The sequence below is a fragment of the Streptomyces sp. NPDC030183 genome (assembly GCF_055573455.1).
The window spans coordinates 1-21,040 of the sequence record NZ_JBVIBK010000052.1 but is presented as its reverse complement, the minus strand read 5'-3'; the positions used below and the strand labels follow the sequence as shown (position 1 = coordinate 21,040).

At 70.5% G+C, this 21,040-nt stretch carries 22 protein-coding genes and 1 pseudogene; 12 read left to right on the top strand and 11 right to left on the bottom strand.

The annotated features are described in order from the left end of the window. Positions 1-32: 32 nt before the first annotated feature. The 3 genes from ACZ4Z2_RS36410 to ACZ4Z2_RS36400 all read left to right on the top strand — a co-directional run bounded on the left by ACZ4Z2_RS36410 (position 33) and on the right by ACZ4Z2_RS36400 (position 2,142). A complete protein-coding gene (locus tag ACZ4Z2_RS36410; protein WP_468081985.1) occupies positions 33-929 on the top strand; it encodes an AraC family transcriptional regulator in 897 nt (298 codons plus the stop codon). Between the two features lie 80 nt (positions 930-1,009). Next, positions 1,010-1,837, top strand: a complete 828-nt coding sequence (locus tag ACZ4Z2_RS36405; protein ID WP_468081984.1) for an AzlC family ABC transporter permease — start codon at positions 1,010-1,012, stop codon at positions 1,835-1,837. After that, positions 1,834-2,142 carry an AzlD domain-containing protein gene (locus tag ACZ4Z2_RS36400; protein ID WP_468081982.1) on the top strand — a complete coding sequence of 103 codons (309 nt, stop codon included), beginning with the start codon at positions 1,834-1,836 and terminating at the stop codon, positions 2,140-2,142. The genes ACZ4Z2_RS36405 and ACZ4Z2_RS36400 overlap by 4 nt, the downstream gene beginning before the upstream one ends. Before the next feature lie 105 nt (positions 2,143-2,247). Here ACZ4Z2_RS36400 and ACZ4Z2_RS36395 read toward each other — a convergent pair whose 3' ends face one another. Beyond that, positions 2,248-3,192, bottom strand: a complete 945-nt coding sequence (locus ACZ4Z2_RS36395) for a hypothetical protein (RefSeq protein ID WP_468081981.1) — start codon at positions 3,190-3,192, stop codon at positions 2,248-2,250. 79 nt (positions 3,193-3,271) lie between these two features. On the opposite strand from ACZ4Z2_RS36395, the gene ACZ4Z2_RS36390 reads away from it, so the two are divergent. From ACZ4Z2_RS36390 to recX, 4 genes are all read left to right on the top strand, one after another. Continuing rightward, positions 3,272-3,466, top strand: coding sequence for a DUF3046 domain-containing protein (locus ACZ4Z2_RS36390; protein ID WP_159773678.1), 195 nt, complete (start codon positions 3,272-3,274; stop codon positions 3,464-3,466). Positions 3,467-3,560: 94 nt separating this feature from the next. After that, entirely contained in the window at positions 3,561-5,027 is a 1,467-nt protein-coding gene (locus ACZ4Z2_RS36385; protein WP_468081980.1) for an AI-2E family transporter, read from the top strand. A 332-nt stretch (positions 5,028-5,359) separates the two neighbouring features. Further along, complete coding sequence (recA, locus tag ACZ4Z2_RS36380) at positions 5,360-6,484, top strand: recombinase RecA (RefSeq protein ID WP_468081979.1); 1,125 nt, start codon at positions 5,360-5,362, stop codon at positions 6,482-6,484. 3 nt (positions 6,485-6,487) lie between these two features. Continuing rightward, entirely contained in the window at positions 6,488-7,420 is a 933-nt protein-coding gene (gene recX, locus ACZ4Z2_RS36375) for a recombination regulator RecX (protein ID WP_468081978.1), read from the top strand. Between the two features lie 64 nt (positions 7,421-7,484). On the opposite strand, the gene ACZ4Z2_RS36370 is transcribed toward recX, so the two are convergent. From ACZ4Z2_RS36370 to ACZ4Z2_RS36355, 4 genes are all read right to left on the bottom strand, one after another. Further along, complete coding sequence (locus ACZ4Z2_RS36370; RefSeq protein ID WP_468081977.1) at positions 7,485-8,060, bottom strand: cupin domain-containing protein; 576 nt, start codon at positions 8,058-8,060, stop codon at positions 7,485-7,487. Positions 8,061-8,139: 79 nt separating this feature from the next. After that, positions 8,140-8,286: a putative leader peptide gene (locus tag ACZ4Z2_RS36365; RefSeq protein WP_468081991.1), complete on the bottom strand. Its 147-nt coding sequence runs from the start codon at positions 8,284-8,286 to the stop codon at positions 8,140-8,142. 53 nt (positions 8,287-8,339) lie between these two features. Beyond that, positions 8,340-10,031 (bottom strand): FAD-dependent monooxygenase, encoded by a 1,692-nt coding sequence (locus ACZ4Z2_RS36360; protein WP_468081975.1) that lies wholly within the window; start codon positions 10,029-10,031, stop codon positions 8,340-8,342. A gap of 232 nt (positions 10,032-10,263) precedes the next feature. Continuing rightward, positions 10,264-10,935, bottom strand: coding sequence for a response regulator transcription factor (locus ACZ4Z2_RS36355; RefSeq protein WP_468081974.1), 672 nt, complete (start codon positions 10,933-10,935; stop codon positions 10,264-10,266). 294 nt (positions 10,936-11,229) lie between these two features. On the opposite strand from ACZ4Z2_RS36355, the gene ACZ4Z2_RS36350 reads away from it, so the two are divergent. Both ACZ4Z2_RS36350 and ACZ4Z2_RS36345 read left to right on the top strand, forming a co-directional pair. Next, positions 11,230-11,694 (top strand): hypothetical protein, encoded by a 465-nt coding sequence (locus ACZ4Z2_RS36350; RefSeq protein WP_468081972.1) that lies wholly within the window; start codon positions 11,230-11,232, stop codon positions 11,692-11,694. A 62-nt stretch (positions 11,695-11,756) separates the two neighbouring features. Further along, positions 11,757-12,194 (top strand): hypothetical protein, encoded by a 438-nt coding sequence (locus ACZ4Z2_RS36345; RefSeq protein WP_468081971.1) that lies wholly within the window; start codon positions 11,757-11,759, stop codon positions 12,192-12,194. Positions 12,195-12,283: 89 nt separating this feature from the next. On the opposite strand, the gene ACZ4Z2_RS36340 is transcribed toward ACZ4Z2_RS36345, so the two are convergent. From ACZ4Z2_RS36340 to ACZ4Z2_RS36325, 4 genes are all read right to left on the bottom strand, one after another. Further along, on the bottom strand, positions 12,284-13,186 hold the full coding sequence (locus tag ACZ4Z2_RS36340; protein WP_468081969.1) for an amino acid ABC transporter permease: 903 nt from the start codon (positions 13,184-13,186) through the stop codon (positions 12,284-12,286). Next, complete coding sequence (locus ACZ4Z2_RS36335; RefSeq protein WP_468081990.1) at positions 13,183-13,860, bottom strand: amino acid ABC transporter permease; 678 nt, start codon at positions 13,858-13,860, stop codon at positions 13,183-13,185. Before ACZ4Z2_RS36335 ends, ACZ4Z2_RS36340 begins: the two co-directional genes overlap by 4 nt. Positions 13,861-13,955: 95 nt before the next feature. After that, positions 13,956-14,792 carry a glutamate ABC transporter substrate-binding protein gene (locus ACZ4Z2_RS36330; RefSeq protein WP_468081968.1) on the bottom strand — a complete coding sequence of 279 codons (837 nt, stop codon included), beginning with the start codon at positions 14,790-14,792 and terminating at the stop codon, positions 13,956-13,958. A gap of 79 nt (positions 14,793-14,871) precedes the next feature. Next, positions 14,872-15,648, bottom strand: coding sequence for an amino acid ABC transporter ATP-binding protein (locus tag ACZ4Z2_RS36325; RefSeq protein ID WP_468081966.1), 777 nt, complete (start codon positions 15,646-15,648; stop codon positions 14,872-14,874). A 388-nt stretch (positions 15,649-16,036) separates the two neighbouring features. Here ACZ4Z2_RS36325 and ACZ4Z2_RS36320 point away from each other — a divergent pair, with 388 nt between their 5' ends. Both ACZ4Z2_RS36320 and ACZ4Z2_RS36315 read left to right on the top strand, forming a co-directional pair. Then, the gene (locus ACZ4Z2_RS36320) at positions 16,037-16,723 is read left to right on the top strand and encodes a response regulator transcription factor (RefSeq protein ID WP_468081964.1); all 687 of its coding nucleotides are present in this window, start codon (positions 16,037-16,039) and stop codon (positions 16,721-16,723) included. Positions 16,724-16,732: 9 nt separating this feature from the next. Next, on the top strand, positions 16,733-18,142 hold the full coding sequence (locus ACZ4Z2_RS36315) for a HAMP domain-containing sensor histidine kinase (RefSeq protein ID WP_468081962.1): 1,410 nt from the start codon (positions 16,733-16,735) through the stop codon (positions 18,140-18,142). A gap of 39 nt (positions 18,143-18,181) precedes the next feature. Here the strand turns inward: ACZ4Z2_RS36315 and ACZ4Z2_RS36310 are convergent, their stop codons facing one another. Both ACZ4Z2_RS36310 and ACZ4Z2_RS36305 read right to left on the bottom strand, forming a co-directional pair. Continuing rightward, positions 18,182-19,183, bottom strand: a complete 1,002-nt coding sequence (locus ACZ4Z2_RS36310) for a TAXI family TRAP transporter solute-binding subunit (RefSeq protein ID WP_468081961.1) — start codon at positions 19,181-19,183, stop codon at positions 18,182-18,184. A 215-nt stretch (positions 19,184-19,398) separates the two neighbouring features. Next, positions 19,399-20,538 carry a peptidoglycan recognition protein family protein gene (locus ACZ4Z2_RS36305; RefSeq protein ID WP_468081960.1) on the bottom strand — a complete coding sequence of 380 codons (1,140 nt, stop codon included), beginning with the start codon at positions 20,536-20,538 and terminating at the stop codon, positions 19,399-19,401. 171 nt (positions 20,539-20,709) lie between these two features. On the opposite strand from ACZ4Z2_RS36305, the pseudogene ACZ4Z2_RS36300 reads away from it, so the two are divergent. Next, a pseudogene (locus ACZ4Z2_RS36300) lies at positions 20,710-20,949 on the top strand (pyrophosphohydrolase domain-containing protein); the annotation flags it as partial. Between the last annotated feature and the right edge of the window lie 91 nt (positions 20,950-21,040).

Here is a 21,040-nt window from a genome sequence, read left to right as displayed (position 1 = left end):
GGGGCGGGTGGCGCAGGACGCAGAATGGAGGCATGGCGGGTTCGACGGAGCGGGCACGGCACTGGCAGTACGAGGAACTGCCCGGTGTCGACCTGCTGCGGGCCCGCTACGTCCGGAAGAGGTTCGTCCGGCACACCCACGAGAACTTCGTGATCGCTGCCATCGCCGACGGGGTGGAGGTCTTCCACCACGGGGGCGCCGACCAGTACGCGGGCCCCGGCACCCTGGCCCTGGTCAACCCCGACACCCCGCACACGGGCCGCGCGGGCGGCCCCGAGGGCTGGCGGTACGGCGCGGTCTACCCGTCGCCGGACCTCGTGGCCGAGATCGCCGCCGAGACCACCGTGATCCGCGGAACCCCCGGGTTCACCAGCCCCGTGCTCCACGATCCCTACGCCGTCGGTCTGGTCCACCAGGTGCTGCGGGCGGCCGACGAGGGCAACGCGCTCGCCGCCGACACCCTGCTCCGGGTCGCCGTGACCCGGCTGCTGCGCCTCAACGGAGGCCCGCTGCCCCGCCGTACCTCCCGCGCGGCCGGTGCCTCGACAGCGGCACGCGCGCGTGCGGTGCTCCAGGAACGGATGGCCGACCCGCCCACGCTGGAGCGACTCGCCGCCGACCTCGGCATCAGCCCCTTCGCCCTCCTTCGGGCCTTTCGCACCGCCTACGGCATGCCTCCGCACGCCTGGCTGACCGATGCCCGGGTCCGCCGGGCCAGGGTCCTGCTCGACGCGGGCACCGCTCCCGCCGAGGCCGCCGTCGCCGTCGGCTTCACGGACCAGCCGCACCTCAACCGCCACTTCAGCCGGATCGTGGGCGTCCCTCCGGGCGCGTACCAGCGGGAACGCCGGGGCGGCCCCGACGACCTGCGGGCACGCAGGGGTGACGAGCGAGGAGGCAGCGGCGAAGAGGGCGGTCCGGGCGCCTAGGGCGGTGCGGGCCACCGCGTGTCTGAGCGCGCGCAAGAACGTACAAGATTCCCAGGGGCCGCCGAAGCTACCGTCGAGGTGTGCCAGAACAGACAGCTTCTACGGAGATACATGACACCGGGGGCGCCAAACCCGACCGGGCCGTCGTCCGGGACGCACTGGCGGTCGGGATCGCCGTCGGCCTGTCCGGGTTCGCTTTCGGGGTCACCTCGGCCGGCAGCGGACTCAGCCTGCCGCAGACCTGCGCGTTGAGTCTTCTCGTCTTCACCGGCGCCTCCCAGTTCGCCCTGGTGGGTGCGCTGGCGGCCGGCGGCAACCCCTTCACAGCGGCGGCCGGGGCCTTCTTCCTGGGGGTGCGCAACGCGTTCTACGGGCTGCGTCTGTCACAGTTGCTGGCCCTCCCGCGCGCGGTACGGCCCTTTGCGGCGCAGTGGGTGATCGACGAGACCATGGTCGTCGCACTCGCCCAGCCCACGCGCCGGGCCGCCCGGATCGGCTTCACCGTGACTGGGCTGAGCCTCTATCTGCTGTGGAACCTCACCACGCTGCTCGGGGCGCTGGGCGCGGAGGCCATCGGCGACACCGAGGCGTGGGGACTCGACGCGGCGGGGCCCGCCGTCTTCCTGGCGCTCCTCGCGCCCATGCTGAAGACCACCAGGGAGCGGGCCGTGGCCGGAATCGCGGTCCTCCTCGGGCTCGGCCTGCTGCCCGTCCTGCCGGCGGGAGTGCCGGTGCTCGTGGCAGCCGCGGCCGCCCCCGTCGTCCTGTGGGCGGAAGGACGCCGCAAGTCCGGCGACCGACAGGACGACCCTCAGAACGCTCAGAACGACGCCCGGCGCGAGAGGCAGGGCGGAGCGGTGGACGACCCCCAGTTCGACCGGCACGGCCCGCAAGGGGAGGACCGATGAACGTCTGGATCGCGATCGGCGTGACCGCCGTTGGCTGCTACGCCGTGAAGCTTGCCGGCCTGCTGGTCCCCGAGGGCGTCCTGGAACGCCCTCTCGTGCGACGCCTCGCCGCCCTGCTGCCGGTCGCGCTGCTCGCCGCCCTCACGGCACAGCAGACCTTCGCCGACGGGCGGACGCTCGTGCTGGACGCGAGGGCCGCGGGAGTCGCCGCGGCCGCCGTCGCGCTGCTCCTGCGCGCCCCCTTCCTGGTCGTCGTCGCGGCGGCGGTGCTCGTGACGTCAGGGGTGCGGGCGATCACGGGCTGAGGCGGTCCCACGCGTACGCGCGCGTGCAGCCCCTGCCCTCCTGCGCGGCCGGGTCGGGGTCCGGGTGGGCACGCGTACGCGCGCGTGCAGCCCCGGCCCTTCGCCTCAGTCGATCGACCGTCCGTACGCACGCAGCGTGCGCAGCGCCTCGATCGTCACGATCGGCCGGCTCTCCAGCGTGGTGCCCGGTGCCCACTGGCGCCAGCGGACCGGCCAGCCGCCGTCGTCACGCTGCTCGCTCTGCAGGAAGTCGAGCGAACGGGCCATCTCCTCGTCGGTGAACCACGCGCGCGCGAGCGACTCCGGCACACGCGCGAAGTCGAACGGGAAGTGGTGCTCACCCGGGGCGTAACCCGACGCCACGGGATAGTCCTCCAGCCGTTCGGGATCCAGCGCGACCAACCGGTTTCCGCGCACCAGCCGGCCGAGCCGGTCGGCGGCCGCCTGCGCGCGCGCACGGTCGGGCACGGAGTCCAGGAACGCCACGGCGGCCTGGATCTCGTACGGGTGCGACTTCTCCAGGGACTCGACCGCGTGCCAGCAGAAGTCGGTCGCCCGGAACAGCCAGGCGTGCCACACCTGGTTGCGGTGCAGCAGCCCCACCACGGGCCCGGTGGCCAGCAGCTCACTGGGCGGGTCGTCGACGATCGGCACGAAAGGGGCCGCCGGATAGCCGCGCTGACCGGGAAGCACGGCGGGCAGGGCCCCGTCCGGGTTGGACACGGACGTCAGATAGCGGCACAAGCGCTCCACCCGCTGTCCGGCACACCGCCCGATCGAGTCCAGGACCCGCAGCGCGTGCCCGGTGTGCAGGGGCTGGCTCACCGGCCCGCGCAGATCCGGTTCGAGCGCGTGCCCGTACCCCTCGTCGGCGGTGCGGTAGGCGGCCAGCGCGGCCTCCACCGCGTCGGCGCTCCCGTCCAGGAAGTGGTACGCGAAGCGGCGCTGCTCCAGTACCCGCGCGGTCAGCCAGACGAACTGCTCGGCGCGGGCGAGCGGGGTGTGCGCCGGGGGCGATGAGGGGCGTGGGGATGCTCCGGTTTCGGCCATGCGTCAGACCGTAGGGCGGAAAGCGGTGTCGACAGGCCGTCCCGACCGGGGCCACCCCCTGGGGCGGGATACTGGAGTCATGCGGTTGACGGTCTTCTGGCAGCGGATGGCGGAGCACTTCGGTGAGGGGTACGCCGAAACCTTCGCGCGCGATCATGTGATGTCCGAACTCGGCGGACGGACGGTGCACGAGGCGCTGGACGCCGGCTGGGAGGCCAAGGACGTGTGGCGCGTGGTGTGCGCGACGATGGGCGTTCCTGCCGAAAACCGCTGAAAAACGGCTGAACCCGTCGCGGGATCGGAGCCTGGGGGGCCCGAAGGAGCGGGGGCGGGGGCCGACTGTCGGTGGTGTGGGCGAGACTTGGTCCGTGGCCCCCTCAGACGAGACCGCGCAGGTCGAGCCCCAGGCATCTCCCTCCGGTACGGCGCCGCCCACCGGGCCCCCGGTCGGCACCCGGCCGAGTTCGGGCATGCCTCGCTGGCTGCCGCGTGCCATGGTGCTCGCGCTCTCACTGGTCGCCGTCTTCCAGCTGGGCAGTTGGGCGTTCCACCAGCTCATCGGGTTGCTGGTCAACATCCTCATCGCGTTCTTCCTGGCGCTCGCGATCGAGCCCGCGGTGAGCTGGATGGCCTCGAAAGGGCTGCGCAGGGGCTTCGCGACCTTCCTCGTCTTCCTGTTCACACTGATCGCGGTCGCGGGCTTCGTCACCCTCCTGGGCTCGATGCTCGCCGGCCAGATCATCAAGATGGTCGAGGACTTCCCGGCGTACCTCGACTCGGTCATCAGCTGGGTCAACACCACCTTCCACACCGAGCTGAGGCGTGTCGACATCCAGGAGGGGCTGCTGCGCTCCGACTGGCTGAAGAGATACGTCCAGAACAGCGCCACCGGCGTCCTGGACGTCTCCGCTCAGGTCCTGGGCGGCCTCTTCCAGCTGCTGACGATCGGCCTGTTCTCGTTCTACTTCGCCGCCGACGGCCCCCGGCTGCGGCGCGCGCTGTGCTCCGTGCTGCCGCCCGCCAAGCAGGCGGAGGTGCTGCGCGCCTGGGAGATCGCCGTCGACAAGACCGGCGGTTACCTGTACTCCCGCGGCCTCATGGCCCTGATCTCCGGCATAGCCCACTACATCCTGCTGGAGTATCTGAACGTCCCCTACGCCCCCGCACTCGCGGTCTGGGTCGGCCTGGTATCCCAGTTCATCCCCACCATCGGCACCTACCTCGCGGGTGCGCTGCCGATGCTGATCGCCTTCACGGTCAACCCCTGGTACGCGCTGTGGGTCCTCGTCTTCGTCGTCATCTACCAGCAGTTCGAGAACTACGTGCTGCAGCCCAAGCCGACCGCCAAGACCGTGGACATCCACCCGGCCGTCGCCTTCGGATCGGTGGTCGCGGGCACCGCGCTCCTCGGCGCCGTCGGCGCGCTCATCGCCATCCCCGCCATCGCCACGCTCCAGGCGTTCCTCGGGGCGTACGTGAAGCGGTACGCCGTCACGGACGACCCCCGTGTGCACGGCCACCGCAGACGCGGTTCCGGCAACCTCCTCGCCCGCCTCCGCAACCGGCCGCACGCGGAACGGGACGAGGACGGCGCCGGAGGCGACGTCCTCACGCGCGTGCGTGAGCGGCTGGAGCACAAGTGGGGCACGACGCGGCCGTCGGGCGACGCCCCGCGGGGGAAAGACGCTCCGCAGAGCGGGGACAGCCCGCAGAGTGGTGATACCCCGCAGAGTGGGGACGGTCCGCAGAAGGAGGGCGGTCCGCAGGGGCCGCGCCGGGGGGAGGGCCCTGAGGGGAGCGCCGGTCCCGGGGACGACACCACGCAGGGCGGCTGACGCCCCCGCCCCCGTGCTCGCCGACGTCCTCCCCGGGCCCAGTGGCCCGGTGGCCGGCTCGGGTGCCCGGGGCAGGCGCCGGCCGCCGTCGCCGTGAGCTGAATCCACCCTTCCGGACCTCCCCGGGGACCGCGTGGTGAGCTTGACACCAAAATCGAACATCCATTCTTATGGAGGCGCCGACGAGCCTCTCGACGGGTAGTTCGACAGGGTCTACGTAGAGAAGTACCCGAGTTATCCACAGGCCGGGCGGGCGTCGGGGCCCATTGTCAGTGGCAGGCGTTAGCGTCTTTCACGTGAAGCGATCGACTCAAGCAAATCGGGTGGAACCCATGGCAGGAACCGACCGCGAGAAGGCGCTCGACGCCGCGCTCGCACAGATTGAACGACAATTCGGCAAGGGCGCGGTCATGCGCATGGGCGAGCGGTCGAAGGAGCCCATCGAGGTCATCCCGACCGGGTCGACCGCGCTGGACGTGGCCCTCGGTGTCGGCGGCCTGCCGCGCGGCCGAGTGGTGGAGATCTACGGCCCCGAGTCCTCCGGTAAGACGACCCTGACCCTCCACGCGGTGGCGAACGCCCAGAAGGCCGGCGGCCAGGTCGCCTTCGTGGACGCCGAGCACGCCCTCGACCCCGAGTACGCGAAGAAGCTCGGCGTCGACATCGACAACCTCATCCTGTCGCAGCCGGACAACGGCGAGCAGGCCCTGGAGATCGTGGACATGCTGGTCCGCTCCGGCGCCCTCGACCTCATCGTCATCGACTCCGTCGCCGCGCTCGTCCCGCGCGCGGAGATCGAGGGCGAGATGGGTGACAGCCACGTGGGTCTGCAGGCCCGACTGATGAGCCAGGCCCTCCGGAAGATCACCAGTGCGCTCAACCAGTCCAAGACCACCGCGATCTTCATCAACCAGCTCCGCGAGAAGATCGGTGTGATGTTCGGCTCCCCGGAGACCACGACCGGTGGCCGCGCGCTGAAGTTCTACGCCTCGGTGCGTATCGACATCCGTCGCATCGAGACCCTCAAGGACGGCACCGAGGCGGTCGGCAACCGCACCCGCTGCAAGGTCGTCAAGAACAAGGTCGCGCCCCCCTTCAAGCAGGCCGAGTTCGACATCCTCTACGGCCAGGGCATCAGCCGCGAGGGCGGTCTGATCGACATGGGCGTGGAGCACGGCTTCGTCCGCAAGGCCGGCGCCTGGTACACGTACGAGGGCGACCAGCTCGGCCAGGGCAAGGAGAACGCCCGGAACTTCCTGAAGGACAACCCCGACCTCGCCAACGAGATCGAGAAGAAGATCAAGGAGAAGCTGGGCGTCGGCGTACGGCCCGAGGAGCCCACCGCCGAACCGGGCGCGGACGCCGCAGCCTCCGCCGCACCCGCCGACGACCCGAAGTCGGTGCCGGCCCCCGCTGCCAAGACCGCCAAGACCAAGGCCGCGGCGGCCAAGAGCTAGTCCGTGACACGCAGAACGGACTGGGGCGAGTACGCATACCCCAGTGCCTCCGACAGCCGGGGGCGCAGGGGTACCGGGGGGTCCGCCGCAGAAGGGTACGGACCGTACGACGACGGGGCGTCGTACGGCACGGCGGAGCCGTACGACGACGAACCGGCCACCGGCGCCCACGGGGACGCCCCGTACGACGGTCACACCGGCGACGGGGACACGGCCGGTCGGCCGGAGGAGGGCCGGTCCTCCGGGCAGGGGGCGCGCGGCGGCCGTGGACGTGGCGGCGGCACCTCGTGGAGCGGCGCCGGTGAGACACGCGGCCGACGAGGCCGCGGGGGGCGACGGCGTGGCTTCGGGGAGTCCGCCAGCGACCCGCGTGACGACGCGGGGCCACAGGACGGGGGTTCGTCTTTCTCGTCGAGGGCCGAGAAAGGGGAGTCCTCAGGGGACCCGGCTGAGCGGGCACGGGCGATCTGCCTGCGCCTGCTCACCGGGACCCCGCGGACCCGCAAGCAACTCGCCGACGCCCTGCGCAAACGGGAGATCCCCGACGACGTGGCGGACGAGGTGCTGTCCCGCTTCGAGGAGGTCGGGCTGATCAACGACAGCGCGTTCGCGGACGCCTGGGTGGAGTCCCGCCACCACGGACGGGGCCTTGCCCGCAGGGCCCTCGCCCGGGAGCTGCGCACCAAGGGTGTCGACGCGGCCCTCATCGACGAGGCCGTCGCCCAGCTCGACTCCGACCAGGAGGAGGCGACCGCGCGCGAGCTCGTGGCCCGCAAGCTGCGCTCCACCCGGGGCCTCGACCGTGACAAGCGCCTCCGCCGCCTGGCGGGCATGCTCGCCCGCAAGGGCTACCCGGAGGGTATGGCCCTGCGGGTGGTCCGACAGGCGCTGGAGGAAGAGGGGGAGGACACCGAGGGACTGGAGGACGGGTACTGAGCGCGAGAGAGCTCAGCTGTCGCGGCTCCCACCGCCGTCCCTCAGCAGTTGTCCGAGCGGGTGCTCACTGCCAGTCCTCCGGGCGCTCGACGTGCTCGAGACGCAGTACCTGACCCGTGCGGCTGTAGCGGCGGATGCGGGGGAGGGGCGGGTAGTAGGCGTGCACCGAGATTGCGTGCTCGTCGGCGGACTCGTTGAGCACCTCGTGCACATGGTGGTGGCCGAAGGAGCGGCCCTTGCCGGCGGACAGCCGCCGTTCGCGGTCGACACCCTCATTGAGTTCGAGGGTCTTCCAGCCGTCGGTGGGCAGCCGGGCGGCGAGGGAGTACTCCTTCAGCTCGCCGGCGGCGGTGACGAACGCGCCCACCGAGTCGGCGTGGTCGTGCCAGCCGGTGCCGGTGCCCGGTGGCCACCCGATGAGCCATGCCTCGCTGCCACCGGGCCCTTCGAGCCGCACCCATGTGCGCCCCTCGGGGTCGAGCGGAAGCGACGCGATCAGCTCGGCGTCGGCGGCCGTCCGGCGCGCGAAGTCGAGCAGCTCGGCCTGGCTGGGAGCGGAAGAAGCCGGAAGGGTAGAAGCCGGAGCGGGGGAAGCCGGGGAGGCGGCGGAAGCCGCGGAGACAGCGGGAGAGACAGACACGGGTACCGTCCTGAAAGGGGTTCGCGGGAGCGCGCGGCAGCACACCAGCGCTGGCGCGCGCGGGAAAGAGGGATGCGAATCAGCAGGACGGCCGACACACGCAGCCCGCGTAGCGGACGAGGTCCATGTGGACCCTCCGCCACAGGCGCGTAGAGGTGTCGATCACGGTCCGGAGTACACCATGAGAGTCCGGACCGGTCAACTCACCGTCACCATGTGGACCCATCGTGACGGTGAGCCCGAGGAGCAGCGGGGACAGGAGTCCGCGCGGCATGCGATTCAGCGCGATGCCGTAGTCGCCTCCGTGGTCTCGGGCTGCCGCCCGGCCCCGCCCAGGGCGGCCTCCGCCGCCGCGTACAGATCGGCCGGACGCACCCCGTTCAAAGCGGTGACCAGGTGGCCGTCGGGCCGTACGAGGAGCACGGTGTGGGCGGCCGCACCCGGATAGCTCTCGGCGACCAGCAGCTCCGCGGAGTGCGGCAGGGCGGACACCGCGGCCGCGAGCCGGGGCATGATCCCGGCGCTCACCCAGTGCTTGCGTTCCCACACACCCGTACCCGGCGCGATCAGCACCACCAGTAGCGCCCCTCGCCCGAGCCGATCCCGCAGCGGGACGAACGTTCCGTCCTCGGCGGTCACCTCGACATCGACCACCTGGGCGCCCGGCAGGGTGTCGATCGGGGCCTCGGAGGCGGCGGGCGGAGCCATGAGCGGCGAGTCGGTGTACGCCCCGGGCGCGCCCAGCGGGCCGCGCCCCAGGTGCGCGTCGGCGAGCAGCGCGTCATGGCCCCGGCCGGAACCCGGGACGTACGACCGCAGCCCCTTGCCGCCGCGCAGCAGGGGCAGCGCCTGGTCGGCGGCGCGCAGCCGGGCGGCGACGACCGCGCGGCGTTCCGCCTGATAGCTGTCGAGCAGCGCCTCGTGCGGGCCGCTGTGCCAGGCCAGCGCCAGCTTCCAGGCGAGGTTGTCGGCGTCGCGCAGCCCTTCGTCGAGCCCCTGGGTGCCGAGCGCGCCGAGCAGATGGGCGGCGTCCCCGGCGAGGAACACCCGGCCGACCCGCCACCGCCGGGCGAGCCGGTGGTGAACGGTGTGCACGCCGGTGTCCAGCAGGTCGTACGGCGGTGTGGTGCCCCCCGACCAGCCCGCGAGGGTCTCCCGGACGCGGGTCACGAGGAGTTCGGGGGTCACGAGGTCCTTGCCCGGCGGCAGCAGCCAGTCCAGGCGCCAGACCCCGTCGTCGAGCGGCCGAGCGGTCACCTCACCGCCGAAGGGGCCCGATGTCCGCCACGGCGGCATACGGTGCAGCAACGCTTCACCTGGCCAGGGGAGTTCCACGCGGAGCGCCGCCACGGCGTGCCGTTCCACGGCCGTGCGACCCGGGAAGCGGATGTCCTGGAGCTTGCGCACGGTGGAACGCGGCCCATCGCACCCCACGAGGAAACTGCCTCGCCACCAGGTGCTCTTGGGGCCGCGCGTGTGGGCCGTGACCCCGGACGCCTCCTGCTCGATGGCGTCCACGCGGCTCTCCACGGCGACCCTGACGAGCCGCTCCCCGGCGATGGCGTCGCGCAGCGCGGTCGTCAGGACGTGCTGCGGGATGTGGAGCGGGGGGAGGCCGGCGGAGCCCTCGACCGTGTCGTCGGCGCCATTGCGGGGGCCCCTCGCCCCTTCCCGGGCGGAGCCGTCCATCTCGTCGGGGTCGATCTCCCCGAACCGCACCTGACGCACCGTCTGCTTGCGTCGCATCGACCGCCATCCGGTCCAGCGATGTCCCCCTTCCGTGAGGGGGACGCCGGACAATCGTTCCAGCAGAGCGGCGGTGTCCTCCTGCAGTACGACGGTCCGCGCGAGCCGCTGCTCGTCCTTGCCCGGCCCCTCGTCGAGGACGACGGACGGCACATCCTGACGCGCCAACGCCAGCGCGAGCGTGAGCCCCACGGGCCCCGCCCCGACAATGATCACCGGGTCCACGGCGCGGCGCCCCCTGCCCGCAGCGGCGTCCCGGAGGACGTAGGTGAACAAGAAGTTGGAGCAGGGTGCACGATCACAGAACGTATGCAACCCATTGCCGGTGCTTGCGTCAAGTGACGGCGACGGTGGCGGGCCGAAGCCTGACGACGATGCGTTGAGGCAAGGACCCATAGCGAGGTCGCCAGAGGAGCAGCGGCACGCGGACCGGGGCTGATCGCGCGAGCGTCGCCGGTCAGACGGCGGCCGGGACGACCCCGGCCTGCCAGGCGATGCGGGCGGCCTGGATGCGGCTGGTGGCGTTGAGTTTGCCGCACAGGGCGCGCACGTGGTCCTTCACCGTGTCGGGGCTGATGTGGAGTGTCTCGGCGATGGCACGGTTCGGAAGACCGTCCCCGATCAGGGCGAGGACTTCGAGTTCGCGCGGGCTGAGACTGCGGAGGCGTTCCCTGTCCGTGCCCGGGCCGTGCGGCACGTCCGAACGTCCGTTGATGACCGCGTCGGCGAGCTCGGGGGAAAGCGCACGGCTGCCTTCCACGACGGCGGCCAGGGCCCAGGCGAGGTTCCTGGCCGCGGAGCGGTGCAGCAGGATGCCCGCGGCGCCGTGGCAGAGGAGGGTGCGGGCGTCTCTCTCCGAGACGCGTTCACCGATGACCAGGACCAACGGAGGGTGTGCCAGCCGGGCGAGTGACTTCAGGAGCACGAGTGAGGATTGACCGCAGGTGTCACCGCTGACCAGGAGATCGGGGCGGGTGACGCGCACGAGCGCCGGCGCCTGGTCGACCCTTCCCTCGCACACGACACTGCTGCGCAGTTCGTGTGCTGTCTCCGGGGGCAGGGCCTGAAGCATCCCGCGCAGACCCGCGCGCGAGAGCGATCTGTCGTTGATGATTCCCACCCGTAGCATCCGGTCCCCGTTGTGGTCGTCACGAGCGTGATGGCACCTGAGCCGCCGTCGCCGAGCGGGTCGGCATTCGACGTGGCTTCGGCCCGATCCTCCGGCTCTCGCGAGAACGCGTCAATCGGCCTTTGGGGAGGGCGTGTGCCGTGACGGACCCCCGCTCCTCGGTCGTCCCCCTTCATGTCAATCCCCTTTCCAGGGGTGACCTTTCGGGCCTCCCCCTTGCCGGGGAGATTCCCTCGCATCCGTCCGAGCCACAGTGATGGCCGTACACACCGTTCTGGATGAGAAGGGAACGTCATGACGGGGAACAGGACGAGCAGCAGAGCGGGGCGTGCGGTCGCCGCCGCTGTCTGCGCTCTGGCGATGGGCGTCATGGCGGCGCCCGCCGCGGAGGCCGCGCCCGTCGCGGCGCCGGCCGCGGCGGTCAAGGCCAAGTGCGGAGCTCCGGAACTGAAGGCGTGGTACGACTCGGACCAGTTCGGCACCTACCTCAAGGTGTGGTTCAAGACGGCGAAGGGCTGCAAGAAGGGCCGGAAGATCGCCAACTTCAGCGGCGAGATCTACTGCACCACCACCAAGAAGCGCGTCTACCGGGTCAACGTGGCGAGCAAGAAGGCGCCGTACTCGACTGTCATCCAGGGGATGCCGCCAAAGAACAAGTGCAAGCAGTTCTGGGCCACGTCGACCATCGTCTACAGCGACGCCAAGAGGACGCCGTTCAAGGACACCTGGCGCTGGAACTGGGGCGACTACCCCGCCTGAGGCGCCCCAGCTCTCAAGATCACCCGATGGTTCGAACAAGAGGCTTCTGAAGGGAGCCATTGATGTACGGCAAGGGCATGGGCGGAGCGGTGCGCCGTGGCGCCATGGTCATGGGGACGGCGGTGCTTGCTTCCGCGCTGGCCGTTCCCGCGGCGACGGCCGACGGTCCCACCGAGAAGTACCTGGGCAAGCGCCAGGGCAAAATCAAGATCATCGTTTACCCGTACACCTGGGTCGACAAGCAGTATCGCAGCACTTCCCTCAAGAACCTGCGGAAGCATTCGATCCGCATCACGTACAAGAAGTGCGCCTGGTGGAAGGCGCGTGCCTCCGTCAAGTGGGGGAAGACCGTCGACACGGTCGAGACCACCGTCAAGGGATGCAACAAGTCCGTCGTGCTGTCGCCCATGGGCGACCTGAAGGCGAACGTCACCCTGACCATCCACCAGCTCAACGCGGACGGCGCCTCCGGCAGCACGTCCATCAAGCCCATCGGCTGAAACGACACGGAGCGGTCCTCGGTCCTTCCTCGAGGGAAGAACCGAGGACCGCTCCGTTCTGGCTGCGCGGATCGATCACTCGAAGGCGGCTACGGCCCCGTCTTCTTGTCGGTGGTCGGCTCGGGCCCCACGGTCTCCAACTCGTCGAGCTGGGCGGCGCCCACCACGGCACCGGTGGAGCGCTTGCCGCCGCGGATCCTGCGCTCCAGCCAGCTGGCGAAGCTGGTGAGCAGGAAGTTCAGCGCGATGTACAGCACGGCGACGACGATGAAGGTGGGGATGACGTTCGCGTAGTACCCGCTCATCGTCCGCACGGAGCGCAGGAGCTCCGCGTAGCCGATCAAGGCACCACCCAGGGCGGTGTCCTTCACGATGACGACGAGTTGGCTGACGATCGCCGGCAGCATCGCGGTCACGGCCTGCGGCAGCAGGACGTTCGTCATCGTCTGGCCCTTACGCAGGCCGATGGCCTGAGCCGCCTCGGTCTGCCCCTTCGGGAGGGACAGGATGCCTGCCCGCACCACCTCGGCGAGGACCGAGGCGTTGTAGAGGACCAGGCCGGTGACCACCGCGTACAGCGGGCGGATGTCGCTGCTGACGTCGGTGAAGGACGCGTAGAGCTCGTTCGCGAAGAGCATCAGGATCAGGACGGGGATGGCGCGGAAGAATTCCACCACCACACCGGCCGGAACCCGGATCCACTTGTGGTCGGAGAGCCGGGCGATACCGAAGAGGGCACCGAGCGGAAGGGCGATGACCAGAGCGAGCGCCGCTGCCTTCAGCGTGTTGCCGAGCGCGGGAAGCAGATACGTTTCCCATGCCTCGGAGGTAATGAACGGCTTCCACTTGGCCCAGTCGAACTGGCCCTTGTCGACCATGACGGAGATCAACCACCAGGCGACCAGGGCCATGACGGCCACGAACGCCACGGTGTAGACGACGTTGCGCTTCTTGGCATTGGGGCCGGGGGCGTCGTACAGAACGGAAGTCATCGCTTCACCGCCACGCGCTTGGCCACCCATCCGAGGATCAGACCGGTCGGCAGGGTGAGGATCACGAAGCCGACCGCGAAGATCGCGGAGATGAGGAGCAGCTCGGCTTCGTTCTCGATCATTTCCTTCATCAGGTAGGCCGCCTCGCCCACGCCGATCACCGCGGCGACGGTGGTGTTCTTGGTCAGTGCGATCAGTACGTTGGTCAGTGGTGCGACGACCGAACGGAAGGCCTGAGGGAGCACGACCAGGGTGAGGACCTGGGTGAACGACAGGCCGATGGCGCGGGCCGCCTCCGCCTGGCCGACGGGCACGGTGTTGATGCCGGAGCGCAACGCTTCACAGACGAAGGCCGCGTGGTACGCGATCAGGCCGAGGATGGCCAGTCGGAACACCCTCGTCTTGACGTCGTCAGGCGCACCCATGGAGACACCGAACGTGTCGGCCAGACCCAGCGAGGTGAAGAGGATGATGACGGTGAGCGGGATGTTCCGCACCAGATTCACGTAGGCGGTGCCGAAGCCCCGCATCAGAGGGACGGGGCTGACCCGCATCGCGGCCAGCATGGTGCCCCAGACAAGGGAGCCGATGGCCGAGAACACGGTGAGCTGCACCGTCACCCAGAAGGCACCCAACAGACTTGGGTTGTGATAGTCAGAAAGAAAGTCGAACACGATCTCCCGCGCTTCCGCGTGTGTCGTTGGGCGCGACGCGCCGCCCCAGGTGGGGCGGCGCGTCACCGAGCCGGTGGCCCCCCGTCAGGGAACCGTCAGCTCTTCTCGGTGATGGCCGGGGCGGGCTCGTTCTTGTAGTTGGCCGGGCCGAAGTTCTCCTTGACGGACTTCTCCCAGGCGCCGTCCTTGACCATCTTCTCCAGCGCGGCGTTGATCTTGCCCTGGAGTTCCGTGTCGCCCTTCTTGATGCCGATGCCGTAGTTCTCGTCGCTCAGGCTGAGCCCGGCGAGCTTGAACTTGCCCTTGTACTGCTCCTGGGCCGCGTAGCCGGCGAGGATCGAGTCGTCCGTGGTGAGGGCGTCGACGGCGCCGCTCTCCAGGCCGCTCAGGCACTCCGAGTAGCCGCCGTACTCCTGCAGCTGGGCCTTCGGGGCGATCTTGTTCTTGACGTTCTGCGCCGAGGTGGAACCGGTGACCGAGCAGAGCTTCTTGCCGTTCAGGTCCTCGCCCTTGGTGATGTTGTCATCAGCCCGGATGAGGAGGTCCTGGTGGGCGAGGAAGTACGGGCCGGCGAAGGAGACCTTCTCCTTGCGCTCGGGCGTGATCGAGTACGTGGCGACGATGAAGTCCACGTCACCGCGGCGGAGCAGGTTCTCGCGCTCCGCGCTCGGCGCTTCCTTGAACTCGATGTCACCCTCGTCGTAGCCGAGTTCCTTGGCCACGTACTTGGCGACGTCGACATCGAAGCCCGCGTAACCGTCCGGGGTCTCCTGGCCGAGGCCCGGCTGGTCGACCTTGATGCCGATGGTGACCTTGCCGTTGCCGTCACCGCCGCTGCCGTTGTCGTCCTTGTCGCCGCCACCGCAGGCCGTGGCGGTCAGGGCGAGGACGATCGCGGCGGAGGCGGCGGCGCTTGCCTTGCGAAGCTTCATGGTGAACATCCTTTGACTGGTGAAGATGCGGACCGTCATGGTGTGGGTGCCTGGGGCCGGGACCGGCCTCGTCGGGCGGTCAGTGGTGCAGGATCTTGGAAAGGAAGTCCTTGGCCCGGTCGCTGCGGGGGTTGCTGAAGAACTGGTCCGGCACAGCCTCTTCGACGATGCGGCCGTCCGCCATGAACACCACCCGGTTGGCGGCCGAACGGGCGAAGCCCATCTCGTGGGTGACCACGACCATGGTCATGCCGTCGCGGGCGAGCTGCTGCATGACCTCCAGGACCTCGTTGATCATCTCGGGGTCGAGGGCCGAGGTCGGCTCGTCGAAGAGCATGACCTTCGGGTCCATCGCCAGCGCCCGCGCGATCGCGACACGCTGCTGTTGACCGCCCGAGAGCTGCGCGGGGTACTTGTCCGCCTGGGTGCCCACGCCGACCCGGTCGAGCAGGCCGCGCGCCTTCTCCTCGGCCTGCTTCTTGTCGGCCTTGCGGACCTTGAGCTGTCCCAGCATCACGTTCTCGAGCACGGTCTTGTGCGCGAAGAGATTGAACGACTGGAACACCATGCCGACGTCGGCCCGCAGCCGTGCGAGCGCCTTGCCCTCGGCGGGCAGCGGTTTGCCGTCGATCAGGATCTCGCCGGAGTCGATCGACTCCAGCCGGTTGATGGTGCGGCACAGGGTGGACTTACCGGACCCGGAGGGCCCGATCACCACGACGACCTCGCCCCTGGTGATCGTCAGATCGATGTCCTGGAGTACGTGCAACGCGCCGAAGTGCTTGTTGACGCTCTTCAGGACGACCAGGTCGTCGGTCGCGGGCACCGCGTCCTTGACCACCGAAACTTCGGTCATCGCTTTCTGGCTCCGTCCTCCTCGGTTTCGGAGGACAGTAGTGACCGGCGACGACCAGCGTCATTACATCTGAGGGGAAATTGAGCATAACGATCTGGTAGCAGTCGGACACTGCGCGTAGCGGTCCCGCGCGGGGGCGTTTCGGCTGGGTAACGGAACCCTCGCGGAACCTGTACGGCCTTGACGGCGTCCTCACTCATCGGTGTCACTGCCCAGGTGGGCGGACTACAGCAGCCGGGTCCCCGCATGCCCCCTCGTCACACGCACGAGTGTTCGGGAAATCGACCGCGGCCAGGGTGCGGCGCGTAAGGTGTGCCAGCCGAGAGCGTATGTACGACCGAACGTACGCCCGACAAACGTAAGCCCGACCGAACCGGAGGGGGCCGGAATGAGGCTGCTCCTCGTCGAGGACGACAACCACGTCGCGGCCGCGCTGTCCGCGGTCCTGGCCAGGCACGGCTTCGACGTCACCCATGCCCGCAGCGGCGAGGAGGCCCTCCAGGCGCTCGTCCCGGAAGGCGCCGGCTTCGGCGTCGTCCTCCTCGACCTCGGCCTGCCCGACCAGGACGGCTACGAGGTCTGCGGCAAGATCCGCAAGCGCACCAGCATCCCGGTGATCATGGTGACCGCCCGCTCCGACGTGCGCTCCCGCATCCACGGCCTCAACCTCGGGGCCGACGACTACGTGGTCAAGCCGTACGACACCGGCGAACTGCTCGCCCGGATCCACGCCGTCGCCCGGCGCCGGGTCCCCGACGAGTCCGCCGCCCCCGGCGACAGCGGGCTGCGCCTCGGGCCGGTGCTCATCGAGCTGCCCACCCGGCAGGTCAGCGTGGACGGCGTGGTCGTCCAGCTGACCCGCAAGGAGTTCGATCTCCTCGCGCTGCTGGCCCAGCGCCCCGGTGTGGTGTTCCGCCGGGAGCAGATCATCAGCGAGGTGTGGCGTACCAGTTGGGAGGGGACCGGGCGCACCCTCGAAGTGCACGTCGCCTCCCTGCGGTCGAAGCTGCGGATGCCCGCCCTGATCGAGACCGTGCGCGGGGTCGGCTACCGGCTGGTGGCCCCGACGCCGTAGCGTTCCCGCGTGCGCACTCGTCTTCTTCCGCTGCTCATCGTCCTGATGGCCGCCGTGCTGCTGGCACTCGGCATCCCGTTGGCGGTGAGCCTGGCGGCGGCGCGCCAACAGGAGGTCGTCGTCGACCGCATCGACGACACGGCGCGCTTCGCGGCCCTCGCGCAGTTCGTCACCGAGTCCCCGAGCCGGTCCCGGACGGACACCTCGGGCGACGGCCGCCGGGAGACCCTCAAGCGGGAGCTGGAGCAGTACCACAGCGTGTACGGCATCAAGGCCGGTGTCTTCTACCGTGACGGGGCCACCATGGCCAACGCTCCGTACAACTGGGACGCGCCCCGGGCCGGCGAGGGCAAGGACGCGTTCGACGAGGCGCTGCTCGGGCGGCGCCCCCACGACCCGGAGCAGGTGTGGCCGTGGCAGCGCGGCCGTCTCGTGGTCGCCTCCCCGGTCATCCACGACGGTGACGTCGTCGCCGTCGTCGTCACCGACTCGCCCACCGACCAGATGCGCTCCAAGATCCTGCGGGGCTGGCTGATCATCGTCGCCGGCGAGTTCGCCGCGATGCTCCTGGCCGTCGGCGCCGCCCTGCGGCTGACCGGCTGGGTCCTCAAGCCCGTGCGCGTCCTCGACACCACCACCCACGCCATCGCCTCCGGACGGCTGAAGTCACGGGTCGCCGTCGCCAGCGGACCGCCCGAACTGCGGCGCCTCGCACGGTCGTTCAACGAGATGGCCGACAACGTCGAGGACGTCTTGGAGCAGCAGCGCGCCTTCGTCGCCGACGCCTCCCACCAGCTGCGCAACCCGCTGGCCGCGCTGCTGCTGCGCATCGACCTGCTGGCCCTGGAACTGCCCGAGGGCAACGAGGAGATCGCCTCCGTCCGCACCGAGGGCAAACGTCTCGCGCAGGTCCTCGACGACCTGCTCGACCTGGCGCTCGCCGAGCACGCCGAGTCCGATCTCCGGCTCACCGACGTGGGGGAGCTGGCCGCCGAACGCATCGCGTCCTGGTCGCCGCTCGCCGAGGGCAAGGGGGTGACGCTGGTCGGCACCTGCCCGGCCACCACGGCCTGGGCCGACCCCGTCGCCCTGTCCAGCGCCCTCGACGCGGTGATCGACAACGCGCTGAAGTTCACGCCCGCCGGAGAGCGCGTCGAGGTGGCGGTCGCCACGAACGGCCCCGACTGCACGGTCGTCGTCACCGACGGCGGCCCCGGCCTCAGCGACGAGGAGCTGGAGCGCGTCGGCGACCGCTTCTGGCGCAGCACCGCGCACCAGAACATCAAGGGCTCGGGCCTCGGGCTCTCGATCTCGCGGGCCCTGATAGCCGCGGGCGGCGGCTCCATCGCGTACGCCCACCACAAGCCGCACGGCCTCAAGGTGACGGTGACGGTGCCGCGGTCCCGCCCGCAGGGCTGACCGGCGAAGCGGAGGGCCGCCCGGCCGCGGGCGGGCGGGTTACGGCTTGACGGACTGGTAGTACCGTTTCGCGCCCTCGTGCAGGGGCAGCGGATTGGTGTAGATCGCGGTGCGCAGGTCCACCAGCTGGGCGGCGTGGACCTTCTTGCCGATCCGGTCCCGGCTCTTGATGACCATGCGGGTCAGCCACTCGGTCGTCCGGGGATCCATGTCCTCACGGGTGATCAGCAGGTTCGCCACGGTGATCGTGGGCACGGTGGAGCCCCTGAGGATCGTCGGGTAGGCGTCGGCCGGCATCACGGACGCGCGGTAGTGGCTGTAGACGGAGCCCTGGTCGTGCAGCTTCGCCACGAGCTCGCTCTCGATGGGCACGAAGCGGAAGTCGTACCTGTCCTTCTTGGCCAGGTCGGCGAGGCCCTTCGTGGGCAGTCCGCCCGACCAGAAGAAGGCGTCGAGCCTGCCCTCGCGCAGGGCGTCGGGGCCGGTGCGAATGGTGTCGCTGCGGGCGTCGATGTCCTTGTCGATGTCCAGCCCGTCGGCGGCGAGCACCCTCCCGGCTATCAGCCGCACCCCCGAGCCCTCGGGACCGACGGCCACCCGCTTGCCCTTCAGATCGGCGACCCGCTGGATGGGCGAGGTGGCCGGGACCACCAGCTGCACATAGTCGTCGTACAGGCGTGCGAGACCGCGCAGCTTGTGGGCGCCGGGCTTGCCCTGGTCCACATAGGTCTGCACGGCGTCGGCGGCGGCGATGGCGAAGTCGGCTTCTCCGGTGGCCACGCGCTCGACGTTCGTCTGGGACCCGTTGCTGCTCCTCAGGGCGATCCGCAGGTCGGGCGTGTCCCCGCCGATGGAGTCCCGCAGCAGCTTGCCGTACTCCTGGTAGACGCCCTGCGGGGCTCCCGTGCTGAGGGTGATCGTCCCGCTCGGGGGCGCCTCACGCGGCCAGAGCCACCAAGCCAGCAGCCCGAGGACCACCAACGAGGCCGCCGAGCCCAGTAGCGCGCGACGCCCGCCGATGCGGGGGAATACCTGGACCATGCGCGAGATCCTGCCAGGTCACCGGACGGGCGGCCAGGATCGGGCCCATCCGGTGCGAGCTCGTGACACGGGGGTGATGCGAGCGTGCGCCGGGCGATACCCGTCTCCGAGCGGGCCGCCCGGCCGCGCGCTGCCGGGACCGTACGTCGTGGGCCGGCGGAGGATCGCGGCCCCGAGGCTCAGGTCGGCCGCGGACCGCGGCCCCGAGTCGCGGTTCAGCGGCGGACCGCCACCGCGGTGCGGAGGCGGTCCAGCTCCTGGTACATGACGGCGCCCGGGCACTCGGTCGCCATCCAGTCCCGGTGGCCGCTGATCTCCGGGACCTCCTTCCGCACGCCGTTGACCGGGTTCGTGTACGTCACCCGGGCCTGCGGGTCGACCCCGTGCAGCCGGGTCAGCGCCCGGACCAGCCGGGTGAGCGCTTCACGGGCCGGCTCCTTCGGCCCGTGCTCGGTGAAGGTGCCGAGCAGCGCGATCCCGAGGTTCCCGGAGTTGAACCCGCCGACGTGGAAGGCGGTCACCACCTTGCCGTCCTTGTCGTGCGCGGGCATGCCGTCGTCACCGGAGTAGCGGCCCTCGTAGATGCGTCCTTCCTCGTCGATGAGGAAGTGGTAGCCGATGTCGCCCCAGTCGTTGGTGACCGCGTGCAGCTGGTAGATCGCGCGGACGGTGGCGGCCGGGTCCGGGTCGTCGTTGGCCATGGCCGTGTGGTGCACGGTGATGGTCTGGAACGGATAGAACGCGGTCGGCGAGTTCTCCGTGCCGTCCGGCTTGAACCGCAGCTTCTCGTCGGCGCCCCACGCGGCCCGTGAGAGGTACGCGACGCCCCGCACCCGGGTCGGGTCCGTCGGTACCCGCACCTTCCTGCCCGGCCCGTGCCGGGTGTCGAGCGCCAGCGAGCGCAGGCCGGTGGCGCCGTCGGGTGCCCTCAGCTCGTAGCCGGCGGCCTGCCCGGCGGTGATCAGCACGCCGCCGCCGTTGGCCACGGAGCAGCCGCCGTCGCCGAGCGGTGTCCAGGCGCCCTGGCCGCCGTCGGCGTTCCGGAGCCGGATGCCGCCGCCGGTGGTCTCGTCGGTGCCGCCCCAGGCGACGCCGATGTAGCCGATGGGAAACGCGGCCTCGACGGGCGCCTCACCCGTGGCGGCCTCGGCGCGGGTCCTGGGGAAGGTCTCGGTCGTCGTGCCGCCGCCGGTGTCGTCCGGGCCGGCCGGGGACGGCTCGGAGTCCTTGGTCGTGGCCATCACCGTCGGCGTGATCACGGCGCCGGCGGTGACCGCGCCGGCCGCGCCGAGCACGGCACGACGGGTCACGCGGGACGTGGCCCGGTGGGAGGAGGGGGTGGGGGCAGCGCTCACGTTCGGTCCTCAATCATGGGGGGAGGGCACTTGAAGACTCAACGGAGCGTACGGTTCCGGGTCACCGCGTCCGACACCGCCCCCGGGGAACTGATAGGTCATCAAGGGACCGCGAGAGCAAGGGGGTTCACGAAACGGGATGGGCCGGGCGGCGGTCGGTAGGGTCGGGGGATGCGTCCCTCTCCCGCCCACCTCGTCCGTGAGTTCCATCGCGCCTTCGGTCTCGACGCCCGTACCGAGCCGACCGAGGTGTCCCCCGAGCTGGCCGCGCACCGCGGCGAACTGCTGGCGGAGGAGGCGGCCGAGGTCGCCGAGGTGGCCGTCGGGGGCCCGCTCGACCGGTTGGCGCACGAGCTCGCCGACGTCGTGTACGTGGCGTACGGCACCGCCCTCGTCCACGGCATCGACCTAGTAGTGCTTGGTCAGGTCGTTATCAGTTCTGGCATGTTGCGGTGACAGGTGGGACAGGCGCCGGTCCAGACCGCGAGGAGTAACTGCAGCT